Source organism: Methanoculleus thermophilus (genome assembly GCF_001571405.1).
In the GTDB taxonomy this organism is placed as follows: domain Archaea; phylum Halobacteriota; class Methanomicrobia; order Methanomicrobiales; family Methanoculleaceae; genus Methanoculleus; species Methanoculleus thermophilus.
Window position 1 is genome coordinate 108,630 of the sequence record NZ_BCNX01000003.1, and the last position, 22,030, is coordinate 130,659.

18 protein-coding genes and 1 tRNA gene are annotated in these 22,030 nt (G+C 57.8%); 6 read left to right on the forward strand and 13 right to left on the reverse strand.

The features are described from left to right. Positions 1-48: 48 nt before the first annotated feature. The gene (locus MCUTH_RS00620; RefSeq protein WP_191092825.1) at positions 49-603 is read right to left on the reverse strand and encodes a TATA-box-binding protein; all 555 of its coding nucleotides are present in this window, start codon (positions 601-603) and stop codon (positions 49-51) included. Positions 604-729: 126 nt separating this feature from the next. On the opposite strand from MCUTH_RS00620, the gene MCUTH_RS00625 reads away from it, so the two are divergent. Together MCUTH_RS00625 and MCUTH_RS00630 are read left to right on the forward strand one after the other, a co-directional pair. Continuing rightward, positions 730-2,433 (forward strand): AMP-binding protein, encoded by a 1,704-nt coding sequence (locus tag MCUTH_RS00625; RefSeq protein WP_066954005.1) that lies wholly within the window; start codon positions 730-732, stop codon positions 2,431-2,433. A gap of 37 nt (positions 2,434-2,470) precedes the next feature. Then, positions 2,471-2,555 (forward strand) — tRNA-Leu (locus MCUTH_RS00630). A gap of 25 nt (positions 2,556-2,580) precedes the next feature. Here the strand turns inward: MCUTH_RS00630 and MCUTH_RS00635 are convergent. The 10 genes from MCUTH_RS00635 to MCUTH_RS00680 form a co-directional block, all read right to left on the reverse strand. After that, positions 2,581-2,835: a DUF2795 domain-containing protein gene (locus tag MCUTH_RS00635; RefSeq protein ID WP_066954007.1), complete on the reverse strand. Its 255-nt coding sequence runs from the start codon at positions 2,833-2,835 to the stop codon at positions 2,581-2,583. Positions 2,836-3,218: 383 nt separating this feature from the next. Beyond that, complete coding sequence (locus MCUTH_RS11865) at positions 3,219-6,377, reverse strand: fasciclin domain-containing protein (protein ID WP_191092824.1); 3,159 nt, start codon at positions 6,375-6,377, stop codon at positions 3,219-3,221. A gap of 384 nt (positions 6,378-6,761) precedes the next feature. Then, positions 6,762-7,475, reverse strand: coding sequence for a fasciclin domain-containing protein (locus MCUTH_RS00645; protein WP_224732756.1), 714 nt, complete (start codon positions 7,473-7,475; stop codon positions 6,762-6,764). Positions 7,476-7,678: 203 nt separating this feature from the next. After that, a complete protein-coding gene (locus MCUTH_RS00650) occupies positions 7,679-9,109 on the reverse strand; it encodes an aldehyde dehydrogenase family protein (protein ID WP_066954015.1) in 1,431 nt (476 codons plus the stop codon). 40 nt (positions 9,110-9,149) lie between these two features. Then, entirely contained in the window at positions 9,150-10,217 is a 1,068-nt protein-coding gene (locus MCUTH_RS00655; protein WP_066954018.1) for an MFS transporter, read from the reverse strand. A gap of 2 nt (positions 10,218-10,219) precedes the next feature. After that, positions 10,220-12,112 (reverse strand): beta-CASP ribonuclease aCPSF1, encoded by a 1,893-nt coding sequence (locus MCUTH_RS00660; RefSeq protein WP_066954021.1) that lies wholly within the window; start codon positions 12,110-12,112, stop codon positions 10,220-10,222. A gap of 20 nt (positions 12,113-12,132) precedes the next feature. After that, complete coding sequence (psmB, locus tag MCUTH_RS00665; protein WP_066954023.1) at positions 12,133-12,777, reverse strand: archaeal proteasome endopeptidase complex subunit beta; 645 nt, start codon at positions 12,775-12,777, stop codon at positions 12,133-12,135. Positions 12,778-12,922: 145 nt separating this feature from the next. Further along, entirely contained in the window at positions 12,923-13,783 is an 861-nt protein-coding gene (locus MCUTH_RS00670) for a CBS domain-containing protein (RefSeq protein WP_066954026.1), read from the reverse strand. A gap of 14 nt (positions 13,784-13,797) precedes the next feature. Beyond that, positions 13,798-14,226 carry a universal stress protein gene (locus MCUTH_RS00675; protein WP_066954029.1) on the reverse strand — a complete coding sequence of 143 codons (429 nt, stop codon included), beginning with the start codon at positions 14,224-14,226 and terminating at the stop codon, positions 13,798-13,800. 37 nt (positions 14,227-14,263) lie between these two features. Further along, positions 14,264-15,310, reverse strand: a complete 1,047-nt coding sequence (locus MCUTH_RS00680) for an amidohydrolase family protein (RefSeq protein ID WP_066954033.1) — start codon at positions 15,308-15,310, stop codon at positions 14,264-14,266. 43 nt (positions 15,311-15,353) lie between these two features. Here MCUTH_RS00680 and MCUTH_RS00685 point away from each other — a divergent pair, with 43 nt between their 5' ends. Then, a complete protein-coding gene (locus MCUTH_RS00685) occupies positions 15,354-15,512 on the forward strand; it encodes a preprotein translocase subunit Sec61beta (protein ID WP_066954036.1) in 159 nt (52 codons plus the stop codon). On the opposite strand, the gene MCUTH_RS00690 is transcribed toward MCUTH_RS00685, so the two are convergent. Both MCUTH_RS00690 and MCUTH_RS00695 read right to left on the reverse strand, forming a co-directional pair. Then, positions 15,509-16,255: a coenzyme F420-0:L-glutamate ligase gene (locus MCUTH_RS00690; RefSeq protein ID WP_066954039.1), complete on the reverse strand. Its 747-nt coding sequence runs from the start codon at positions 16,253-16,255 to the stop codon at positions 15,509-15,511. The two genes, MCUTH_RS00685 and MCUTH_RS00690, sit on opposite strands and share 4 nt — an antisense overlap. 344 nt (positions 16,256-16,599) lie before the next feature. Next, a complete protein-coding gene (locus MCUTH_RS00695) occupies positions 16,600-17,832 on the reverse strand; it encodes a glycosyltransferase (RefSeq protein ID WP_066954042.1) in 1,233 nt (410 codons plus the stop codon). Between the two features lie 151 nt (positions 17,833-17,983). Between MCUTH_RS00695 and MCUTH_RS00700 the strand changes: the two genes are divergently transcribed. From MCUTH_RS00700 to MCUTH_RS00710, 3 genes are all read left to right on the forward strand, one after another. After that, the gene (locus tag MCUTH_RS00700; RefSeq protein ID WP_066954670.1) at positions 17,984-19,531 is read left to right on the forward strand and encodes an FAD-dependent oxidoreductase; all 1,548 of its coding nucleotides are present in this window, start codon (positions 17,984-17,986) and stop codon (positions 19,529-19,531) included. A gap of 101 nt (positions 19,532-19,632) precedes the next feature. Continuing rightward, positions 19,633-21,171, forward strand: a complete 1,539-nt coding sequence (locus MCUTH_RS00705; RefSeq protein ID WP_066954045.1) for an FAD-dependent oxidoreductase — start codon at positions 19,633-19,635, stop codon at positions 21,169-21,171. Between the two features lie 491 nt (positions 21,172-21,662). After that, positions 21,663-21,929 (forward strand): DUF1922 domain-containing protein, encoded by a 267-nt coding sequence (locus MCUTH_RS00710; RefSeq protein WP_066954048.1) that lies wholly within the window; start codon positions 21,663-21,665, stop codon positions 21,927-21,929. Positions 21,930-22,030 lie beyond the last annotated feature (101 nt).

Consider the following 22,030-nt stretch of genomic DNA (forward strand, 5'->3'; position numbering starts at 1 on the left):
TTTCCTCGGCCTCATTTTTACTCAGAAAATGAACAACAGTAAAGAGGTTTACACGATTGTTTCAAGCCGCTGTTCCAGGAAATCGAGTCCTCGCTTGATATCCTCGATGTTCTTTCCGCCGGTCAGGATGATCTTTCCGGAACTGAAGAGGAGGGCGACAATCTTTGGATCCTCAATGCGGTATACAAGTCCCGGGAACTGCTCAGGTTCGTACTCGATGTTCTCAAGGTTGAGAGTGATGACCACCTTGTTCAGGTTGATGTACCTGCCCATGTCATACGAACAGACAATGTTCGTGACCGCGACCTGTGGCTCGTCATACGTATCGATACCGGCATCCCGAAGTGAGTGCATGATGATATCAAGGCCTTCGCGGAGGTCCTGCTTGTTCCTGATACCGGTGAGCACGACTTTTCCCGAGGAGAAAATCAGGGATGCGATCTTCGGCTTCTCAATGCGATAGACCGCTCCGGGGAACCTCTTCGTATTCAGTTCGCAGTTTTGTATTTTATCTGATACTTTTTCGAGGTCGATCGAGTCGGCAATCACCCCGGAGGCAACGATGTTCTCGATTTTCAGTGACTCGTATCCCTTCTCATCCATCGATATGAGTATCATTTTTCGGACCATAATACTAATGGATAATCTTTATGGCCATTACGAATTTAGAGCGTTCTTCACGGTCGTGCATTCTTTAAATCATGAGCGCGCAATTTTATTGATCACGTTATGGCAGATGATACGCAAAACCCCCCATCCTATGAAGACCTCTGCGCCAACTTCAAGATAGACGTCCCTGAATACTATAACTTCGGCTTCGACGTGATCGATGCATGGGCGAAGAAGGATCGGAATAAACTGGCGATGATCTGGACCGACCAGAAGGGCAACGAGAAGAAATACACATTCTATGACCTCATGCGGCTCTCAAATCAGGCGGTCAACATCTGTCTGAAATATGGTATAAAGAAGGGTGACCGGGTGATGTTGATGCTGCCCCGGGTGCCCGAGTGGTGGATCTTCGTTATCGCCCTCATCAAACTCGGTGCTGTCTACTGTCCCGCAACGACGATGCTGACACCGAAAGATCTGAAATATCGCATCCAGGCAGCCGAGATCAAGATGGTCATCACCCTGGCCGAACATGCGGACAAGGTCGATGAGATCTGTGATGAGTGCCCCACGCTCGCGGTTCGGCTCCTGATCGATGGCGTGAGAGAGGGGTGGGTCAGCTACCCGGTTGAACTTGACTACCCCGCACCCTGCTCACACAGGCTGGTGAACCTCCCCGGAATGCAGCGGACCAAATCGACGGACCCTATGCTGATCTTCTTCACCTCCGGGACTACCGGCGAGCCGAAGATGGTGGTCCATGACTACTCCTATCCGCTCGGGCATATCGTCACCGCGCAACTGTGGCACGACCTGCATCCGAACGATCTCCACCTGACAATATCAGACACGGGCTGGGGGAAGAGCGCATGGGGAAAACTCTTCGGTCAGTGGATCGTCGGCGCGTGCATCTTCGTCTACGACATCAGGGGGCGGTTCCACGCCACCGAGATCCTGCCGCTCATGGAGAAGTACGGGATCACGACATTCTGCTGCCCCCCGACCATCTACCGGATGCTCATCCTCGCCGATCTCGACAAGTTCGATCTCTCCGACCTGCGCCACTGCTGCAGCGCCGGTGAGGCTCTCAACCCCGAGGTGATCCGGGCATGGAAGGAAGGGACAGGTAAGACGATCTATGAGGGCTACGGCCAGACCGAGACGGTGCTCTGCATAGGGACTCTTCCTGGCATGAAGTGCAAGCCCGGATCCATGGGGAGGCCCATGCCCGGCTGGCATGTCGAACTTCACGACGATGAAGGGAATCCGGTCGGTGTCGGTGAAGAAGGGCGGATCGCGATCAGACTCGATCCCCGGCCTGTGGGGCTCTTCCGCGGCTACCTGAACAATGAAGAAGAGAACCGCAGGGTCTTCCAGAATGGGTTCTATTATACCGGCGATAAAGCCTACATGGACGAGGACGGCTACTTCTGGTTCATCGGGCGCGACGACGATGTCATCAAGTCATCCGGCTACCGGATCGGGCCGTTCGAGGTCGAGAGCGCGCTCATGGAGCATCCGGCTGTGCAGGAGGCAGCGGTCGTTGGCTCTCCCGATGTGATCCGGGGCCTGATTGTCAAAGCCTTCATCATCTTAAAACCGGGATATCAGCCCAGCGAAGCGCTGGTCAAGGATATTCAGAGGTATGTTAAGCGAGTGACGGCGCCCTACAAGTATCCCCGTGCGATCGAGTTTGTGGAGTCGCTCCCAAAGACCATATCCGGCAAGATCAAGCGCTATGAACTCCGGGAACTCGAGATGAAGCGGTTCATGGATAACAACAACCACAACCCTCCCCCCTCCACAACGAGCGGGGAGTAATTAGATTTATTTTGTTGGAGATACTACAATATTAGGCGCGAGGGTTGCCAAGCCAGGTCAAAGGCGCTGGATTCAGGGTCCAGTCTCGAAGGAGTTCGAGCGTTCAAATCGCTCCCCTCGCATTCTTTTGACGCGTAAAAAAAAGAGTTATTTGACCCTGCCAAACTCCTGACTGACTTCTGCTGCGGACTGGAAGGTCTGGTCTTGGAACATCTCAAGAACCTGAATCACTGCGTTGGGTGCATTGTTCTTCCTGGCATGGTTGATCAGGTCCTGCTTGTTGGCGGGGTAGTCCATGCCGGCAAGATACTTCTGGAATGCGGATGCACTCAACTCTTCAACCGATGCTGTCTGTGCTACAGAGGCCTGCCCGCCTCTAACCGAGGGTCTCTCTTCTGCCATTGTTCTTACCACCTTTTCTTGTTTGCATCCCTTCCGGAGGGACACACGCATGCCCATAGCTCTAGGTGAATAAAAAAGTTACTGTGTTTTGAGGCCAAAACGACGATAATATGAAGAGAACTAGTTCTGAGTTGGTGATGACCGGATACGGCAGACCCACCCGGTATCATCGGTTCGCCGGAATGCCTCTTGGAGAGGAGTGCTCCTGTTGGCTATCGGGCAAACGGATCTAGGCCCTGGTGTCACTGTGGGCCGTCGGGTTGATCAATTTACGGAATGCCTCCATTGTAACGAGGAGAGATCCGGACCGGTTCACCAGATCAACGCTGGCAACATATTGCCGGTTTTTGGCACCCGGGAAAATTTCCCTCAAAATTAAAAAATTATGCGCTGATGGCAGCCAGTCTGCCCTCATCGCGCATGAACAGCCAGTAGCCCTCGGTTGGATTGAGTCTCTGGTTCTCACCCTGTGCTCCGGTCTGGTTGTTGATGAGCACCGAGCGATACATCTGGTTCTCCGCATCGAACCCGACGACATAGACCCAAGCGTCCTCCACTGATCCCAGGGCTTCATCCGCAGTTCGTGGTGTCATGTCAGAGTAGCCAATGGCATTCCAGCCTGAGCTGAGCGTCCTCATGGCGGGCGCTCTCACCGGGTTGGTGCTGAGACTCAGTTCTATGGTTGTATCCTCGGTTGAATAGACCCAGTATCCAACAAGGACTTCCAGAGTCTCGTTCTCGCCCACCGGAGTGAAGCCGGTTGCCGGTTCAAATGTGTAGATCGGCCGCCCATCAGTCTCGACTTCACTGAAAACCTGTCCTACAGTGTCGTTGCCTACAGCAAGCTGTCTTGGGATGGAGATGAAATTCCAGCCCTCATAGAGTTCGAGGTCCATAGTCTCCCCGGTCGATGGGGTTGGCGTCGTCGGTGTTGGAGTGACGTTGACCGTCGGCGTCGGGGTCACATTGACTGTCGGTGTCGGTGTGACGTTGACTGTCGGCGTCGGAGTCACATTCACTGTCGGTGTTGGGGTGACGTTGACTGTCGGCGTCGGGGTCACATTCACCGTCGGCGTCGGCGTGACGTTGACTGTCGGCGTCGGAGTCACATTCACTGTCGGTGTTGGGGTGACGTTGACCGTTGGTGTCGGAGTCACATTCACCGTCGGCGTCGGAGTGACGTTGACCGTCGGTGTCGGAGTGACGTTGACCGTCGGTGTCGGAGTCACATTGACCGTCGGTGTTGGTGTGACGTTGACCGTTGGTGTTGGGGTCACATTGACCGTCGGCGTCGGGGTTACATTCACCGTCGGTGTCGGAGTCACAGTCACTGTTGGTGTCGGCGTCGGCGTGGGTGTTGGGATTGTGACATCCGGCGGGATCAGGACACCGTCAATCACGTAGACATTGATGTTATTCGTGATCTGGATCTGGTTCTGGACGGTGAAGTTGTTGATGATCAGCTGACCGCCGTCTGTTATTGAAACGTTGACCCCTGATCCTTCAACAGTCGGCAGGGATATCTGGCCGTCGGTTGAGTTCTGGCACAGCATCACGAGTTCTTCGATCGTGTAGTCGCCCTGGATGACGTGATACTCGAGGATAGTGTTTAAGAGCGTGGTGTTGTTGAAGATGAGCGAGAGCGTCTCGTTGCCGAGTTCGTCAAACGCATCATTCGTCGGGGCGCATATGATGTAAGTTCTGTTCTCTTCAAGGCTCTGGTCGAGAGTGGAGTTGTTTACGACTTCGACGAAGGTCGTCAGATTCTCTTCATCAGCAAGCTCAGCGACGATCAATTCGGTGATATTCACCACCGGAGTCGGCGTCGGAGTCACATTGACCGTCGGTGTCGGCGTGACGTTGACTGTCGGCGTCGGAGTCACATTGACCGTCGGTGTCGGCGTGACGTTGACTGTCGGCGTCGGAGTCACATTGACCGTCGGCGTCGGCGTGACGTTGACTGTCGGCGTCGGAGTCACATTGACCGTCGGCGTTGGAGTGACGTTGACCGTCGGTGTCGGGGTCACATTGACCGTCGGCGTTGGAGTGACGTTGACCGTCGGTGTCGGGGTCACGTTCTCTTCGACCGTGACGTTCACCGTCTCAAAGACGAGCGGACTGAGCGGCGTGTGGTCGTTGTTGACCAGCTGGACCGAGAGGTTGTGCTCTCCCGGCGTCACGTTCTCCCAGGTGTGGGTGAGGTTCGCGGAGACGACGTAGCCGCCGGTCGGCGGGATGGCCGGTTCGCTCTCATTCGTCGGTATCGGGGCGTCCAGGTAGTAGTGCAGGTGCCCCTCGCCCGGGGCGTTCGGCTGCCCGGTCGGCTCGACAAGCGTGAAGTTCGTGACATTCACGCTCACCGTGACGTTCCCGGTGGGGATGCTGGCGCCCTCCATGGGTTCAATGATGGTGACGTTCGCTTCGGCGGCCGGCGGGGTTGGCGTCACCGTCGGCGTCGGTGTGACGTTGACTGTCGGTGCCGGAGTCACGTTCACCGTCGGTGTCGGAGTCACATTGACCGTTGGTGCCGGAGTGACATTCACAGTCGGTGTTGGAGTGACGTTGACTGTCGGTGCCGGTGTTACGTTCACCGTCGGGGTCGGAGTCACATTGACCGTTGGTGTCGGGGTGACGTTCACTGACGGCAGTCCCCCGGTCACGTTGAATGCCTGCTGGACAGGGCTCCCGTTCAGGAGGACCGGCACGTCAGGGCCCGGGAACTCGTGGACGCCAAGTACTCCCTGGTCAAGGTGGAGCATGGCGTAGAGGACCGGCGTTGCCTCCTCGACATCAATTGCAATGGTCACGTTCTCGTTCACACCCGGACTGATCGGGCTGAAACCGATGACCGGCCCCGGGGTTCCGTTCTCGTCTGCGTGAATGTCCGCCCATCCGGGTCGATGAATCGTGGCAGTGTCAACGACCACCGTAGCGTTTTCAATCGACTGGTCGGAGATGTTGATCGCCGGTGTCACGTTCTCTGCTGGCGGTGGAATCCCCGTCGGTGTCGGTGTTACGTTGACCGTTGGTGTCGGGGTCACGTTCACTGTCGGTGTCGGAGTCACATTGACGGCTGCCCCGAGTACAGTCGCATTGACTATCAGCGTATACGAGGCGTTCTCTATGGTGTGGTTAAGAGGTCCGTAAGAGTAGATGATGCTGTCGCCGTCGGTCACGTTCGTCACTGCAGGTCCGGTTGTACCCCGTTCGTCATTTATCCAGTATGTCCAGTTATGCGGAGTGCCGTTCACAATCTCGTTAGAGATGTTCATAATCGACAGGATGCTGAGGTTTCCCTCTTGTGGAGGCAGATCTTCAACAACCTGATACTCGAATGCACCAAGGTTTGAGGCTACGTCAAGGGCTCCAAGCACGCTAATCTGAGGCACCTCATACGTCTCGGTACTGTTAACCGGTGTAATGCTTACAATCTCATCCGGGTTCAGTTCAACAGGCCCCTCCCCGATCAGCACTGCCGTGCTTGCGGCAGCGATTGATAGGAGAAGAACGATGCACAAACTGAACTCTACAGGTCTTCTCATGCATATCCCCCCTTGCGGCCAAGGGGATAATCGTTGTAATATAAAAATATTGTCATAAAAATTTTTTAGTGGATATTAGGTCAAATAAAGGTTTGATCAGAGGCATTTCTACATCCTCATTCATCATGAACAGACACATCAACGGCTGGTCCCCAGCCGTCGTAAAAGCGGACGGCATGTTCTTTTGAGGCATGGGGTTCCGCTTGCAATCCTCGATGACCCGGCTTGCCTCTTACCCCGGCGCAGTTGACGGTTCCGGGTGCCATAGTGGAGCAACTTGCAGTCTGTGCAATAATATCCCCAAAAAAAGAGTAGTTAAGAGAATAATCCGCCTCTTCAGTACCCGGAACCGATACTTGCTGCCATCCCTCCTGGCCGTTTACGTCATTGCACGACTCCCACCAGAGGCTGACTCTCAGTCATCGTCTCTGTCGGGATCGGCGTCATGGTCTGATTTTCGGCTGCTGTCAGGTTCAGGGCCGGAGGCACCAGGACCCGGTCGATGATATGAATCACACCATTGGTTGTGTTGATGTCCATGATGGTGATGGTTGCATTCTCAACCATGACTTCGCCGTCGCTGGTGGTGACGTTTAAGGTCTCACCGGAAAGCGTGTTGAGCGTCGTCATGTTCCCGGCCTCTTCACCACCGAGGAGTCCGCTGATGATCTCGATGACGCCGCCGTCAGACTGGCCTCCTGTCTGGTTCTGGCTCATGTTGGTGAGGTTCGCTGCGGTGTACTCGCCCTCAATAACGTGGTACTGGAGCAGTATAGTCAGGTTCCCGGGTTCGTTCATGAGCTGGGTGACGGTATCATTGCCGAGCGCAATGAACGCTTCATTGCTTGGAGCAAAGACCGTGTACGGTCCCGTCGTATTCAGGGTGTCAGAGAGCCCGGCCGTATCGATTGCTTCGGCCAGCGTTGTCAAATTCCGGTCTTGATTGATGTACTCGACAATCGTCACATTTTCTGTCAGATTGACCGGTTGCCCGGTCTGGCCCACGGGTGTCATCGTTGCATTCTCGTCCCCCACCACTGCCGCCGTCACACCAAGCGGCATTGCCAGAAAGACGAGGATGCAGATGCACAGAGTCATCCATTGTCTCATTCTATCCATCCCCCCTTGGGAGGGGGGATGGATACGTATTCAATTATATAAATCTTATTTATGGTTGTGACCGGGTCTTGGTGATAGATCCGGTGACCGGGGCAATCTTCTCACTCCAGCTGCTAGGGAGATGAGCGGCCAATATCGACTCGTATTCCAGGAATCATTGCATCCGTTGGGATATAAGAGGCTTAGAGGCGTATCAGGACAGTCTTCTCCTCTGTGTACTCCTCGAGCGCCCGGCTGCCGTTCTCTCTGCCTATGCCGCTTGATTTCATCCCTCCAAACGGCACCTCCGGCGGAATCCGAAGATGCTGGTTGACCCAGACAATTCCCGCCTCGAGGCTTTCCGTCGCCCGGGCGATCACATCCGCGCTCCGGGTCCATACTGAGGCCCCGAGGCCGTAACGGCTATTGTTTGCGAGATCAATCGCCTCATCGAGGCCCGAGACGGTCGCTATCGGGAGCACCGGGCCAAAGACCTCCTCCGAGAAGAGGATTGAGTCATAGGGGACATCGGTTACAAGCGTCGGCAGGAAGAAGAACCCTCGTTTGTATGCTTCACCCTCAGGAGTCCGCCCTCCCGTGATGATCGTTCCCTCGTCCTGTTCCCGGGCGGTATCGACCTGGGTGACGACCCGCATGAAACCTGCCCGGTTGTTCAGCGGTCCCATGCTGACGCCGCGATCCAATCCGTTCCCGACGACGATCTCCTCGACCCTCGATTTTAAGTGTCGGATGAATTCATCCGCGATAGAATCAAAGAGATAGAGTCTTTTGACTGCCGTGCAGACCTGACCGCAGTTGTAGAATCGACCCCGGATGACCCCCTCAACCGCCATCCCGATATCGGCATCATCCGCAACGATCATGGGATCGCTTCCTCCGAGTTCCAGTGTGAGGTGCTTCATTGTCGGTGCGGCGTCCATGGCGACCTGCCTTCCTGTCCCGACTTCGCCGGTGAATGAGACCTTCCGAATGCCCGGGTTCCTCGCAATCTCGCGGCCGACGGTCTCTCCCGGGCCGGTGACGATGTTCAAGACGCCGGGAGGAAGCCCTGCCTCTTCGAGGATCTCTGCGAGCCGTATACAGGTCAGCGGGGCAGTGCGGGCAGGCTTCAGGACCATGGTGTTCCCTGCCGTCAGAGCCGCCCCGATCTTCCAGCCCATGATGATCGCCGGCATATTCCAGGGAATAATGGCACCACAGATGCCGAGCGGACGTCTCTGGACTGCAGCGTGGCCGTAGCCCCGGATCTTTAAGTACTCTCCCTGTTCCCTCGCAGAGAGGGCGTGGTAGTATTCAAGAATATTTGCAAATCCGTTGATCTCATCAACCGCTTCGCGGATGGGCTTTCCCTGTTCGGTGGTGAGAAGCGTCCCAAGTTCGGTGTTCCGGCGGCGAACCTCCGTTGCAGCAAAGAGGAGGATTTTTGAGCGAACCCGTGGATCTTTCGTCGACCAGTCCGCGAATGCCTCCCCGGCGGCCTCTACAGCAGCCCTGACGTCGTCCTCGTTACCGAACGGCACCTCCTCGATCAGATCCCCCGTAGCTGGATTACGCACCTCAAAGACCTTTCCGGAGGCTGCGTCACACCACTCACCGTTGATCAGCATCTTCATGGATGATCGTTATGACCGGGGTGGTAATATGTGCTCTGGGTCACCCACGGAACTCACACCGGCACCTGCCGATAGGGATGGCCATCATCGCCGACATCCCCGCAAGAAGGAGAAATGCGGGCAAGAATCCGATCTCTCCTGCGACCAGCCCGGCAAGGGCGGGAAGGACTGTAAACCCTGCGTATGCGGAGGTGTTGAAGAGCCCGGTCATCACACCCTGCTGGATCTTCGTCTCTGCGAGGAACGCAAGGATTGCGACAATGATCACCCCTGTAAGGGCGCCGATGATTGGAAAGGCATAGGGGGTTACGTAACTTGCCCCGACCGCCCCGGCCATAAGGAGCGAGGAGATCCGGATGGTCGGAGCGGGACGGAAGGTGATACGGGGCGCGATGAGCACGGCAACGACGGTCGCAACGTTGATCGTTGCAAGCTGCAGGGCAAGAAGCGACGAATCGTTTCCGCTATACTCCGGGTAGATGGCTGCCACTGCCCCGGTCATCCCCACCAGGACGACTGTTGCCGCAAAGAGCCAGAAGTAGTTTCTGACGATCCCGGCAAGATCCGCTCTTGCGAACGTTTCGAGTTTGCTCTCCCTGATTGCGACGCTCGTCGCAAGCGCGGGGATGGAAAGTATCGTAAAGAGGGCTATCCCCGCGAGGTGGTTATCGAGCGTCGAATCGAGCCAGCCTGTCGCGAGGAGCCCCATGACCAGGCCGAGGTTCTGGGCCGCGACGACGTACCCGCTGATCCGCCCGGATGACGGGTGCGAATTCGCCCACGCGAGTGCCGCTGAGAAGAAGAGGCCGGCCCCGATCCCCTCGATTCCCCGGAAGATGAGGAGGGGAAGGCCAGAGGGGAAGAGCAGGATGAGGACCCCGCTTGCGAGGGTCAGGAGAAGGCCGGCACGGATGAGCGGGACACGGCCGATCCGGTCGCTCGCTATCCCCGCCGGCAACACCGAGATGAATGTGCCCAGAAAGTATGCGGCGTAGACCGCACTCTGGGCTGCCGCCCCATCCGCGAAATCCGGGAGCACGGGAACGACGGCGTTTGATAACGCCATCACCACGAATATCCCGAGAAGGATGGGGAGGCTCCGCAGCATACCTAGATCATGCGGTAGGTCTCGAGATTCATGGGAGAGTGCGTCTCGATGCGGTGCCGCTTATATATGGAACTTGCAAGGTCGATTGTCTTATTCTCATCACCATGGATGGTGAAGATCTTCTCCGGCCGGGGCTGGAGGTGAGCAACGTAGTTCATCAACTGCTTGCGGTCAGAATGGCCTGAGAATCCGTCGACCGTCGCGATCTCAAGATTGATCACGATCGTCTCACGCCATCCGAGCGGGATCTCGCGCCAACCTTTCTGGATCCGCCGCCCGAGCGTCCCCTCTGCCTGATAGCCGACGAAGATGAGCGAGTTGCGCTCGTCGGGACCGAGAGCCTTGAGATACTCCATCACCGGACCACCGTTGAGCATACCGCTCGTCGTGATGATGACGCAGGGGTCGCCTGAGATCACCTTCTCGCGGAGATCCGGCGAATCGACCTGGACGAAGGCCTCGGAGAGGAAGGGGTTCATACCCTCGCGGAAGATCTGGTTTCGAAGGTCGCTATTCAGATACTCCGGATAGGTCGTGTGGATCGCCGTCGCTTCCTTGATCATACCGTCGAGGTAGATCTTCACTGCCGGCATCTTCTCTCGCCGGATCCCCTCTTCGAGGGCAAGCATGACCTCCTGCGACCGGCCGACGGCGAACGCGGGGATGATCACCTTCCCGCCGCGCGTGATCGTCGTCGAGATCATCTCGTAGAGTTTCTCTTCCGCCTCCTTCCTCTGCGGCTGGATATCGTTCGCTCCGCCGTAGGTGCTCTCCATGAAGAGGGCTTCAAGCCGGGGGAAGGACGATACCGCGGGAGAGAAGAGCCTCGTCTTCTGGTAGTTGAAATCCCCGGTGAATGCAATGTTGTAGAGCCCATCGCCGATGTGGAAGTGCGCGATTGCCGACCCGAGGATATGCCCCGCGTTGTGGAAGGTGAGCTTGACATCGGGAGCGATGTCCGTCACACTGCCGTAATTGAGAGTGATGGAGTGCTTTATGTAGGTTTTTACCTCGTTTGAGGTGTAGGGGATCTTATCCGTCTCTTTCCGGATAACATCGAGGTAGTCGAGCTGGAGCATCGCCGAGAGGTCCCTCGTCGGAGGGGTGGAGTACACCGGCCCCTCGTAGCCATACTTAAAGAGGAGGGGGACGAGAGCACAGTGGTCGAGATGTGCGTGAGTAAGGACGACCGCATCGAGCGTGTCGAGGGGGTAGATCTCGGGCACGTAAAGGTACGGCGTCCCGTTCGCGGTGCTCCCTGGCTTCTCGCCGCAGTCCACCAGGATCTTGCTCTCCGGCGTTGATATAAGGAACGCAGCACGGCCGACCTCACGGCAGCACCCGAGCGTGGTAACCCGCAGCCACTGGTCTTTGCTTGTGACCTCCCGGTGGATGCGGCGGCCGATCGCCCGCAGGAATGCCTTGCGCTCGTCCTTCACCGACCGCAGATAGGTGCGGATCTGCTTCACCGTCGCGCTCTCGATTGGCGGCGTTCGGACTACCTTCGGCGTCCAGCCGATCTGCTTTGTGATCTCCCGGAGGGTTATGCCGTTCTTGCCGATGACTACCCCGGGCTTTTCTGCCTCGATCAGGACTTCGCCCGTCTCCGGGTCGAAGAAGAGATCTGTGATCCCGGCGCTTTCTGGAACAACAGCCCGGATCTCCTGGGCCGCCCGTTCAGGGTCTTCGAGAATATTCGGGCGCACGACGATGCGCTTGCGCAGGTCTCGCGCCAATATTTTTATAAGATCTGCCTGGTCGGCAAACAGTTTCGGGTCGTCGGTGTAGATTACAAGTTCAGGGCCTTCAAACTCAACATCTGAGACTGTGATCCCGCTGGGAACGATCTTGTTGATCTGCTCCTTAAGTTCCTGAAGTTTCTCTTCAATCACCATTAAAATCGTCCTAAAAAATGTCAGGTTGTCGAGCGGGCTACCGAGGGTCTCTGCACCCCGCTTTCTATATGTTCTTCGTATTTGTCCTTCGTGATCACGACGAGCATAATATCCTCCCCCGACGCGGAGTCACGGCGCATCGCTGATCGGACAGCGCGAAGGGCGAGGTCTCGCGCCTCATCCTCTTTCATATCGGCATGGTACTGATCTTCGAGCACGCCGTAGGCAAAGGGAGACCCGGAACCGGTGGCGACGATCTCCTCTTCCTTGGTTGCCCCGCCCATGGCATCAACGGAGTAGATGCTCGGTCCCTCATTATCGAATCCGCCTACCAAGAGCTGGACATAGTAGGGATAGTAGCGATTCTGGTTCAAGTAGTTCGAGAGCAGGGTAGATGCTGCACCGACCGACATGGTCTTTCCACGGCGCATCTCAAAGAGGTTGCACTCGACCTGCATGATTCGGACGAGTTGTTGCGCGTCGCCGACGCCGCCGGCAGTGGTCATACCGATCCTCGGCGTGATCTGGTATATCTTCTTGGCACGCTTGCTCGCGATCATGTTCCCCATCGTCGCACGCATCTCAGTGGCAAGGACGACTCCGTTATCAAAGATCAGTCCTACCGTGGTTGTGCCCTTCATAATCTCCTGGGAAATATCAAGCATTGAAGCACCCCTAAAACCATTAAAACGCTTTATCACGCTCAAAAGCGGTTATGCGTATAGCGATACCATAAAACATAAATTTATCGTCGTGCCGAATTTTTGGCACGATATGATAAGCATCTATATGTTATATGAATGTTGCCCCTTAATTCTTTCGTAACCCCTGTTGCTCGGGCAGCAGGACTTTGATCAACTCCCGATCGAAGAGCATGGCGATAAGCCGCTTGTTTCCATTGACTACCGGGAGCTGGTCGACTCGGGCGCGCTTCATCTTTAATGCGCACTCACTGACCTCGGAGTTTAAGGGGACGGCAAGAACGTTCTTGACCATTGCATTCTTCACCGGGATTGGGAGCAACTGGATCCTTGAGATACCGTAACTGATGGTGTGCATATCCCGGATACTCTCCCAGGTCCACTCATCGTCATCCGTACCGTTCGAGAAATCGCTGACCTCGACGCCGTCCTCGATACGAGTATGTCTGATGAGGTCCCGTTCCGATATGATACCGGTCAGCGTGCCGTCTTCCATCAGGATGGGAATGGCGTCATAACCGGAGATCTCAAGGATTCGTCCGACAAGCGAGAGGGGGGTCTCTTCCCAGAGGGCATAGGTCTTGCTGACGTAGTTGTCCTTGATCGGTATGTTCAGGCGCATCTGAGCAATAGCACCGATGAGGTCGGCCACGCTGATGAGCCCGACCATTGACCCATCTTCCACGACCGGGAGCCTTCTTATGTTGTGATGCACCATCAGACTGGCCGCCTCAGAGATTGATGCATCAGGCCCGATGACGATCGGGTCAGGTGTCATCAGGAGCCCAAGCTGGGTCTCATCTGTTTTCCGGAGGAGATCTTTTCGGGTGATGATGCCGACGAGTTCACCGTCTTTTAAGACCGGCACACCGCTTATGCCCGTGCGCTTTAAGATCCGCAGGACATCGTCCCGGTTTCCGGGAATCTCGACACAGACGACGTCGGTGACCATGAAGTCCCGAACAAGCATCTGCTGCGAAGAGGTTATGATCTCACCACCGTTGTCGTTATGGGACTGTTGCGCACAACGTACTCGGTCACGCTGCCAAGCAGGAGGCGATCGACGCCGCTCTTACCGTAGGAACCGAGGAAGATGCGGTCGGCACCGAGTTCTTCGGCGAGAGAGATAATCTGTGACCCAGCATGCCCCTGCCGAAGATGAGTGGTAAGCGAAACACCCACTTCATCGGCCTTCTTTCGAGCGGATTTGAGGATATCCTCGCCTTCCTTCTGCAAAACACTATAGATAATCTCGAGTGTGTTGTCCATGGGAAGGGATGAAAAGAGCCCGGATTCGACAACGTAGACGGCATGAACATCGGTGTCCCGACCAACCGCATCATCGAGAGCTTCCTGCAAAGCCCGGTTGGCTGGTTCGGAACCATCTATTGCAACAAGTACCTTACGGAACATACACACCACGCAGAACAGATACTTCTTAAGTGTTTTTCTACTGCATGGTTAAAACGTTTTGGCAAATGAATGATGGATTCAACCGTTTTACAACTGTTGCCCTGATGTCTTTGCTGAAGGAGAGGTTCCCCTTTGCCGGATCGATGACGATAAATGATGCTTTTTGCCTTTCCTCGATATATCCGCTGTTTCCGGCGAGTTGAGCCCCTGCAACGGCGGCGCGAAGGATCTCTTCTGGGGGCGCGCGGTAGATTGTCGCTGTGAATGCCATCTCCGAAAAGAGGTCCGGCTGGACGAACATGACATTATCCGTCCCGAGGAGGAACCTGCCGCCGAGTTCGAGGATACGCTTGATCGGCGGGTGGGCCGACGATGCTGCGACGCCGAGCAGCCAGTTTGATCGCGGGCAGACGGCGATGGGAATTCCCATATCGACGATTTGCCGGAGTTGTGCGTCTGTAGCATGGGTGCAATGGACAAGGAGGTCGGGTTCAAACGCGAGTGCATCATCGATGTCGTTCTGGTTCTTCTCCCCGGCATGAAAGGCGACGAGTTTCCCTGCGGCTCGTGCATTCCTGACGACCTCTTCGGCATTCTTGATATCGTGGACGCTGCTGATGCCCGCACCGTCGCTCACCAGTTCCCCTCCTTCGCGGCCGAGGATGACGGGGCGGCAACAGAGCCCTGCGGCGGCCTCCCGCAGCGCCGCGACTCCTTCGATCCCTCCCTCTCGAAAGTCAGCAAATCCGGCCGTTCCGGCTGCGATCATCGTTATCATGCTCGAACGCATTGCCCGAACGAGGTCATCCCGTGGGGTTGCTGCAAGGATCCTGTGTTTTAAGCCGTTTGGGGGTTTGACGAGGTCTGCGAGGCTCCCATGAGCGGGGAGATCCATCGCCACGGTGTCGCCGAGGTGGGTATGAGCGTTGAAGAGGGCGGGCACGATCCAGCGATCCGGTCTCCGGGAAAGGGGTTCTATCGAGGTTATGATACCGTCCGAGACGGTGATACTCACATCTTCTTCCCTGAGTTCTTCACCAAGGAGTGCCCGACCGGTGACGACGTATGATCTGGTTTCCTGCATCTTGGACCTTTGTTTTATATATTGCGAGGGAGAATATTTCAGTATGGCGAAAAAATCTGGCGGGAGACTGGTATCCTCTGCCGGCCTGGTCAACTACTATGACAGCGAAGACCACCGGGCCATCCATATCAGCCCGAAAGCGGTGATCGCTGTGACCATCGTGACCGGAGTGGCAGTCTTTGTTCTCAATGCCCTCTTCTAATCCTTTTTGCTCTTCAGTGCCGCCCTGATGATATCCTGCTCGGGCGTGAAGTAGACGGTATCGTGTCCGGTCCAGGTCCGGCAGTTTCTAAAGACCACCGCAGGGACTCCCTGGTGGCTCTCGCCCATGACGAAGTTTGCGAAGGCTGCTATCTCATCGACCACTGCTTCCTCGGTGATCTCAAGGACATGGCCGAAGAGATCGGTGTCGCCCCGGTAATCGTTGATCGCAGTCATCCCTGCCCACCCGATAGCAATGCCGGTCTGGCCGCGCCTAAACGACCGACCGCAGGTGTCGGTGATGAGCACCCGGACATTTTTGCCGGTGATGCGGCGGATAGAGTCCCTGATCTCGGCAGCCGCCCCCATGGGATCGGGCGGGAGAATGATGATCCGGCCGTCTTCAACGTTGCTGTGGTCGACACCCGCCCGCACGCCGATATGGCCGGAAGGTAACTCCGATAGGATGAACGGGTACTCAAGCAGGATATCGGCGGACGAGTCCAGCACCGCCTGGACAAAGCGGGGATCTTCCTTGGTCTTTTCCGCGATCCGCACCGCGTCCGCACCGGGGGTGATCGTGGCGAGGTCCCGGGTGAAACCTTTTGACTTTGAGTAGACCGATGAGGCGACGGCGAGGATATCCCCATCCTGAAACGCGACCCGTTCACAGATCAGGGCAGGCAGGTCGTCGCCCTGCTGTATCAGGGGGAGGCCCAAAACTCCGATTACCTGGATATCCATGGAATTCATGGATCAGTGATCGTCTTCACTTCCAGAAAAAGGCTCGGGTTCTCTTGCGGAGGATGACGCGGGATTTTGGGATTATTCGCCCCGGGAAGGGGCGCAACGCATCCTCGAGAGGAGGAGAGCGTTCGGGGCATGATCCCCGAAGGCGCGAGCACTGACGATTCGGAAACGATCAGGGGCCTTCGCGGTGCAACAGGCACAAATGGACGAGACAAGGGGAAAGCCTGGTGGCCGTGACCCGCGGGAACGCGCACCGCTGGTGCTCGATACTGGAAGAGCAACCGGCCGTCTGGAGCAGAGGTTCGCGAAAAGGAGAGACACCTGCGGTGCGACCACGATCACCCGCAGGGCAGCCCCACGTCCTGCTTCAGCCGGAACTCCGGTTCGAACGAGGCAATCAGGTCGAGGTACTGCTCGACGGTCCGGGTGATGAGGAAGTTCTCCCGCACCCTCTCGCGCGCTGCGTGCCCAAGTTGCTTGCGGAGATCAGGGTCGCGGAGCAGCTGAACGATCCTCTTTGCCGCCTCATCGACCGAGGAGACCAGAAACCCGGTCTCTCCATCGCGAATCTGGTAGCGGATGCCGCCGACGTTCCCCCCGATCACCGCTGCACCCTTCCACATCGCCTCCGATACTGTCAGCCCGAACCCCTCCCGGAGGGACTTTTGCAGGACGACCGCCGCCCGCCGCTGGAGTGCGTTCACAAGTGCTCCGTCCTGGACGCTCATCACGATGACCCGCTCGCTACGGTGGGCGAGAAGCGATCGGTAGACCTCGGCCCCCTCCGGATCGTCGGTCGCAACGTTCCCGACAAGAACCAGGGTGCACTCCTCCTCTTTTCGCGCCATCTCAAACGCCTTGATAACCCCCACAGGGTCCTTCCAGTGATCGAACCGTGAGATCTGCACAACCAGAGGGAGATCTGTCGGGATACCGTAATGTTCGAGGCGCTCGTCAATGGCGCTCTCCGAGAGTTCCCGGTTCACGATGGAGAAGGGGTCGATCCCGGGCGTGAAGAAGACCTGCGGTCTCTTGAGATCCAGGCGGTACTCTCCGCAGGAGAGGACGATGGCGTCGTACTTCTCTATGAACGGGACGAGGTAGTTCCAGACCTCCCGGTTCGGCGCAGTCAGGTCAAGGTGGCAGCGCCATACCCAGGGGCTCTTCTTCCGGTAGTGGGTGATCAACGGGAGAGGCTGGGGGTCGTGGACGAAGACCACGTCGTGGTCGAGGTGGTTGCGCACCGCGTTCTCGTAGACGACACGCTCGTAAATCTCCTTCTTGCGGTCGGTCAGGTTGATCTCGGCCCCCTGGAGGGCGTTATGAAACTTCTTTGTCACGCTGAAGAAGTCCGGGGGGCCGTGAACGACGCGCCACCCGGTCTCTATGCCGAGACTGTTCATCAGAAGCGTCAGGGATGCAAGGATCTGCGAGACCCCGCCGCCGTAGTACGTGGAGTTCATGTGCATGACATGAAGGTCGTGGAGCGGTCGTGCCTTCGCCTTGATACGGCGCACGGCCTCTTTCCCGATAAACGGCTCATAGTCGTCGATTGTGTGGATCGCGTTCATCCTGATCGCCCTCCCCCTCCTCGCGATCACTCTTATGCATAGCGGCAAATTCCTCTCCTTTCGCCCCCGGCACCAGGTGCCCGGGCCCCCCTGTTCAATCCTGCACAACCGTTATATGGGTGTCGCGGCACCCACCAGCGAGGAGGCCCATATGGTAGAGATATCAGGATCTCGGGGCGACCTGCCGGGCAGGCACGAGTCGTACTGGATGGCGACCTCGCCGGAAACGGCGTTTCCACCCCTTGACGGCGAAGGGCGCGTTGATGTTGCGGTGATCGGCGGCGGCATTGCTGGAATCACCACGGCGTTTCTGCTCAAACAGGCGGGATTGACGGTCGCCCTCCTCGATGCTTACCGTATTGCCACGGGCACCACAGGTCATACGACCGCAAAGATCACGTCGCTTCACCGGCTTGTCTACAGATACCTGATCGACCGGTTCGGGAGTAAGAAAGCAAAACAATACGGCGATGCAAACCAGGCCGGGATCGAGATGGTCGCATCCCTCGTCCGGGATTACAACATCCCCTGCAGCTTCGAGCGAAAGCCGGCCTACACCTACGCGGAGTTTGAGGAGGAGCGGGATCTGGTCGCGGCCGAGGCGGATGCGGCACGAAGCCTCGGTCTTCCTGCTGCGTTCACCGATGAGGTGCCGCTTCCCGGGCGGACGCACGGGGCGGTAGTCTTCGAGGACCAGGCACAGTTCCATCCACGCAACTACCTCCTGCTGCTCGCCGGGCACCTCCCGGGGGAGGGGAGTTATGTCTTTGAGATGACGCGAGCCCTCGATATCGAGGAGCGGGCTGGAGGCGTCAACGTGAAGACCGACCGGGGCTCGCTCTCCTCAGACTATGCTGTCCTCGCTACGCACTACCCCATTTACGACCGTCCCGGCGCATACTTTGCCCGGATGCACGCCTCACGGTCCTACGCGCTCGGTATCCGTATCGATGAGCCGTTTCCGAACGGGATCTTCATCAATGCAGGAGATCCGGTCCACTCCTGGCGGTCGCAGCCCACTGAAGACGGGGATCTCGTCATCGTTACGGGTGTTGCACATGACAGCGGGACGGTGACCGACACCCGGGCGCACTATCGCAATCTCGAGACCTATGCCCGGGCGATCTACCCGGTGGCATCCGTCGATTACCGCTGGTCGGCACAGGACTACATCACCCTCGATCGCGTTCCCTATATCGGCCGCCTTGCCGCCGGCCACGACCGCGTCTTTGTCGCGACGGGGTTTCAGAAGTGGGGGATGGCTGCCGGGACCGCAGCGGGGATGATCCTTGCCGACCTGATCCTGGGCCGCACGAACCCCTGGGCGGAGGTCTTCGACCCTCTCCGGTTCCAGGACCAGCCGGAGTTCCCGGAGAAGGTGAAAAAGAGGCTCGCGGCTGCAGGGGGAGCGATCGAGATCGACGCAAATCGCATCGACCGCGAGACCGAGGCGATTCCGCCCGGAGAGGGTAAGGTCGTCGAGATCGACGAAGAAAAGATTGCACTCTTTCGGGACGAGCACGGCAAAGTCCATACCCTGGACCCGACCTGCATGCACATGGGCTGCACCGTCGCCTGGAACAACGCGGAGAGGTCCTGGGACTGTCCCTGCCATGGTTCACGCTATGGCGCCGACGGCAGAGTGATCGAGAGCCCGACAGTGAGGGATCTAAAGGAAAAAGAGGTTGTGCGGAAGTAAGGCCGGGACGATTCAATTGCGGAAGGAGTTATATGTACCCGGCACAATGGTGACGCCCACCGTTGGGATTCGGGGGCGGTGGACGAAAGGAGGCTTGACGTATGGAGTATAGACCGGGTACGGGATATAGCCTGCCGGGCAGGCACGAGTCGTTCTGGATGGCCACTACGGCGCAGACATCTCATCCCCCTCTGTCGGGGGATCTGGAGACCGATGTCGCGGTGATCGGCGGCGGGATTGTCGGGATCACCACCGCCCTCCTGCTCAAGCGGGCAGGCTACATGGTCACCGTGATCGAGGCGGACCGGATCGCCCGGGGGGTGACGGGCCGCACGACGGCAAAGATCACGTCGCTCCACCGGCTCATCTATGCCGAGCTCATCGATCGGTTCGGGAGCAGCCAGGCGAAGCAGTATGCCGACGCGAACCAGGCGGCGATCGATACGATAGCATCGTTTGTCCGGGAATACGATATCCCCTGCGACTTTGTCAGGAAACCGGCCTACACCTATGCGGAGTCTGAAGAGGAGCGTGATCTGGTCGCGGCGGAAGCGGATGCGGCACGAAGCCTCGGCCTTCCGGCGACGTTTGTGGAGGACGTCCCGTTGCCGGCCAGAACCTACGGGGCGGTACGGTTCTCAGACCAGGCGCAGTTCCATCCATTAAGATACCTCCTGTACCTTGCTTCCCTGATTCCGGGCGACGGGAGCCGGATCTTTGAGAAGACCCGGGCGCTCGAGGTCCAGGACGGCGGCGGATGGTGTGCGATCCGGACGGAGAACGGGATTATCACGTCCCGGGCGGTGGTCCTTGCGACCCACTACCCCTTCTACGACAGCCCCGGGTTCTACTTTGCCCGGATGGAGCCCTCGCGCTCCTACGTAATCGGGGCCCGGATCGACGAGCCGTTCCCGGAGGGAATGTTCATCAACGCCGATGGGCCGGTCCACTCATGGCGCTCACAGCCCGCCGAAGGGGGTGAACTCGTGCTCGTCGGCGGCATGGAGCACCGGACCGGCGAGCAGGTGGACACACGGAGGCACTACCGCGACCTTGAGGCCTACGCACGGTCGGTCTACCCGATACGGTCCGTCGACTACCGCTGGTCAACGCAGGACTACATCACCATCGACGGCGTCCCGTACATCGGACCGCTCGCCGACGGCCACGAGAACGTCTACATCGCGACCGGATTCCGGAAGTGGGGGATGACCAACGGCACCGCGGCCGCGATGATCCTTGCCGATATGATCCTGGGGCGCGCGAACCCCTGGGCGGAAGTCTATGCCCCCGACCGGTTCAAGCCCGCAGCATCGGCCCGGCGGTTCCTCGTCCATAACATCGAGGTGGCCGAGAGATACATCGGCGGCGTGATATCCCGGCCGGCCGGGGATCTCCGGGACGTTGCACCCGGCGAGGGGAGAATCCTGATGATCGAGGGCGAGAAGACCGGGATCTTTCGAGACCACGAGGGGCGGGTCCACGCGGTCAATCCCACCTGCAGCCATCTCGGGTGCATCGTCGCCTGGAACAGCGCCGAAGAGACCTGGGACTGCCCCTGCCATGGTTCCCGCTACGATCCCGACGGGAAGGTGATCCACGGTCCGGCGGTGAGGGATCTTAAGCCGCGGGGTGGGTGAGAGGGCAAGAATATTGAGAGATGACGGAGGAGAGACCCAACTCGCACCAGTCCACTCACACTTGATCTTCGGTTTGCCTGGCACGGATTTCGTGGGGGTATCGCCACGACTGCCCGCCCCCTTTAGGGGTCGGGAGGAGCGCGAAGCGCGGGTGGTGGGGGTTACAGAGATCTATCACTCCGTGGAGACAGGGGAGGGGGGATGCTCCCCCCGCACCTAGCGGTGCTTGAACTCCGGGCGTTCCGCCCGTCGTTCCTCGAAACTCATCGAGTTTCTCAAGCTCCGCTCTTTCAGAGCGTCGCACTCCCCTGAAACCCTCCCCCATATGGCGATTGCCCCCCGGTCCACTGCACCGGGCGGTGCTCCTGCCCCGTCCTTGGCAAAATGCTGCAACTAAAAACCTTCGCCGATCACTACATGGATTCATTGTGGCATCAGAAAACTCCGGATGGATAATTATAAATCCCGCCACCCGCACACTCCCATTAACCATGTACCTCGTCATCCGCTGCCCGGGTTGCCGAACCTTCACCTATGTGGATCGCTATCAGCGCTGGAGGCTCTGTCCGATGTGTGGTGAGGCGATCAACGTAGGACAGGTGCCCGTTTACCTGGATGCAGATGACTTTTTGGATGCAGAGCAGGTGGTGAAGCAGCTCGAGGCGTATCTGCACCGGACCGGGAAAAAAGACTTGACGGATCAGGATATCCAGCAGTTGCGGACCCAATACGCCAGATGGGTGAAAAACCGGACCTGATCACCAGAGATGCCCGCAACCGGGACAGAGTATACTCACTCTTCTACCGCAGTGCGAACAGTAAAGCCCCGTACGCTCGTTGTATGTCAGAGGCCTTCCGC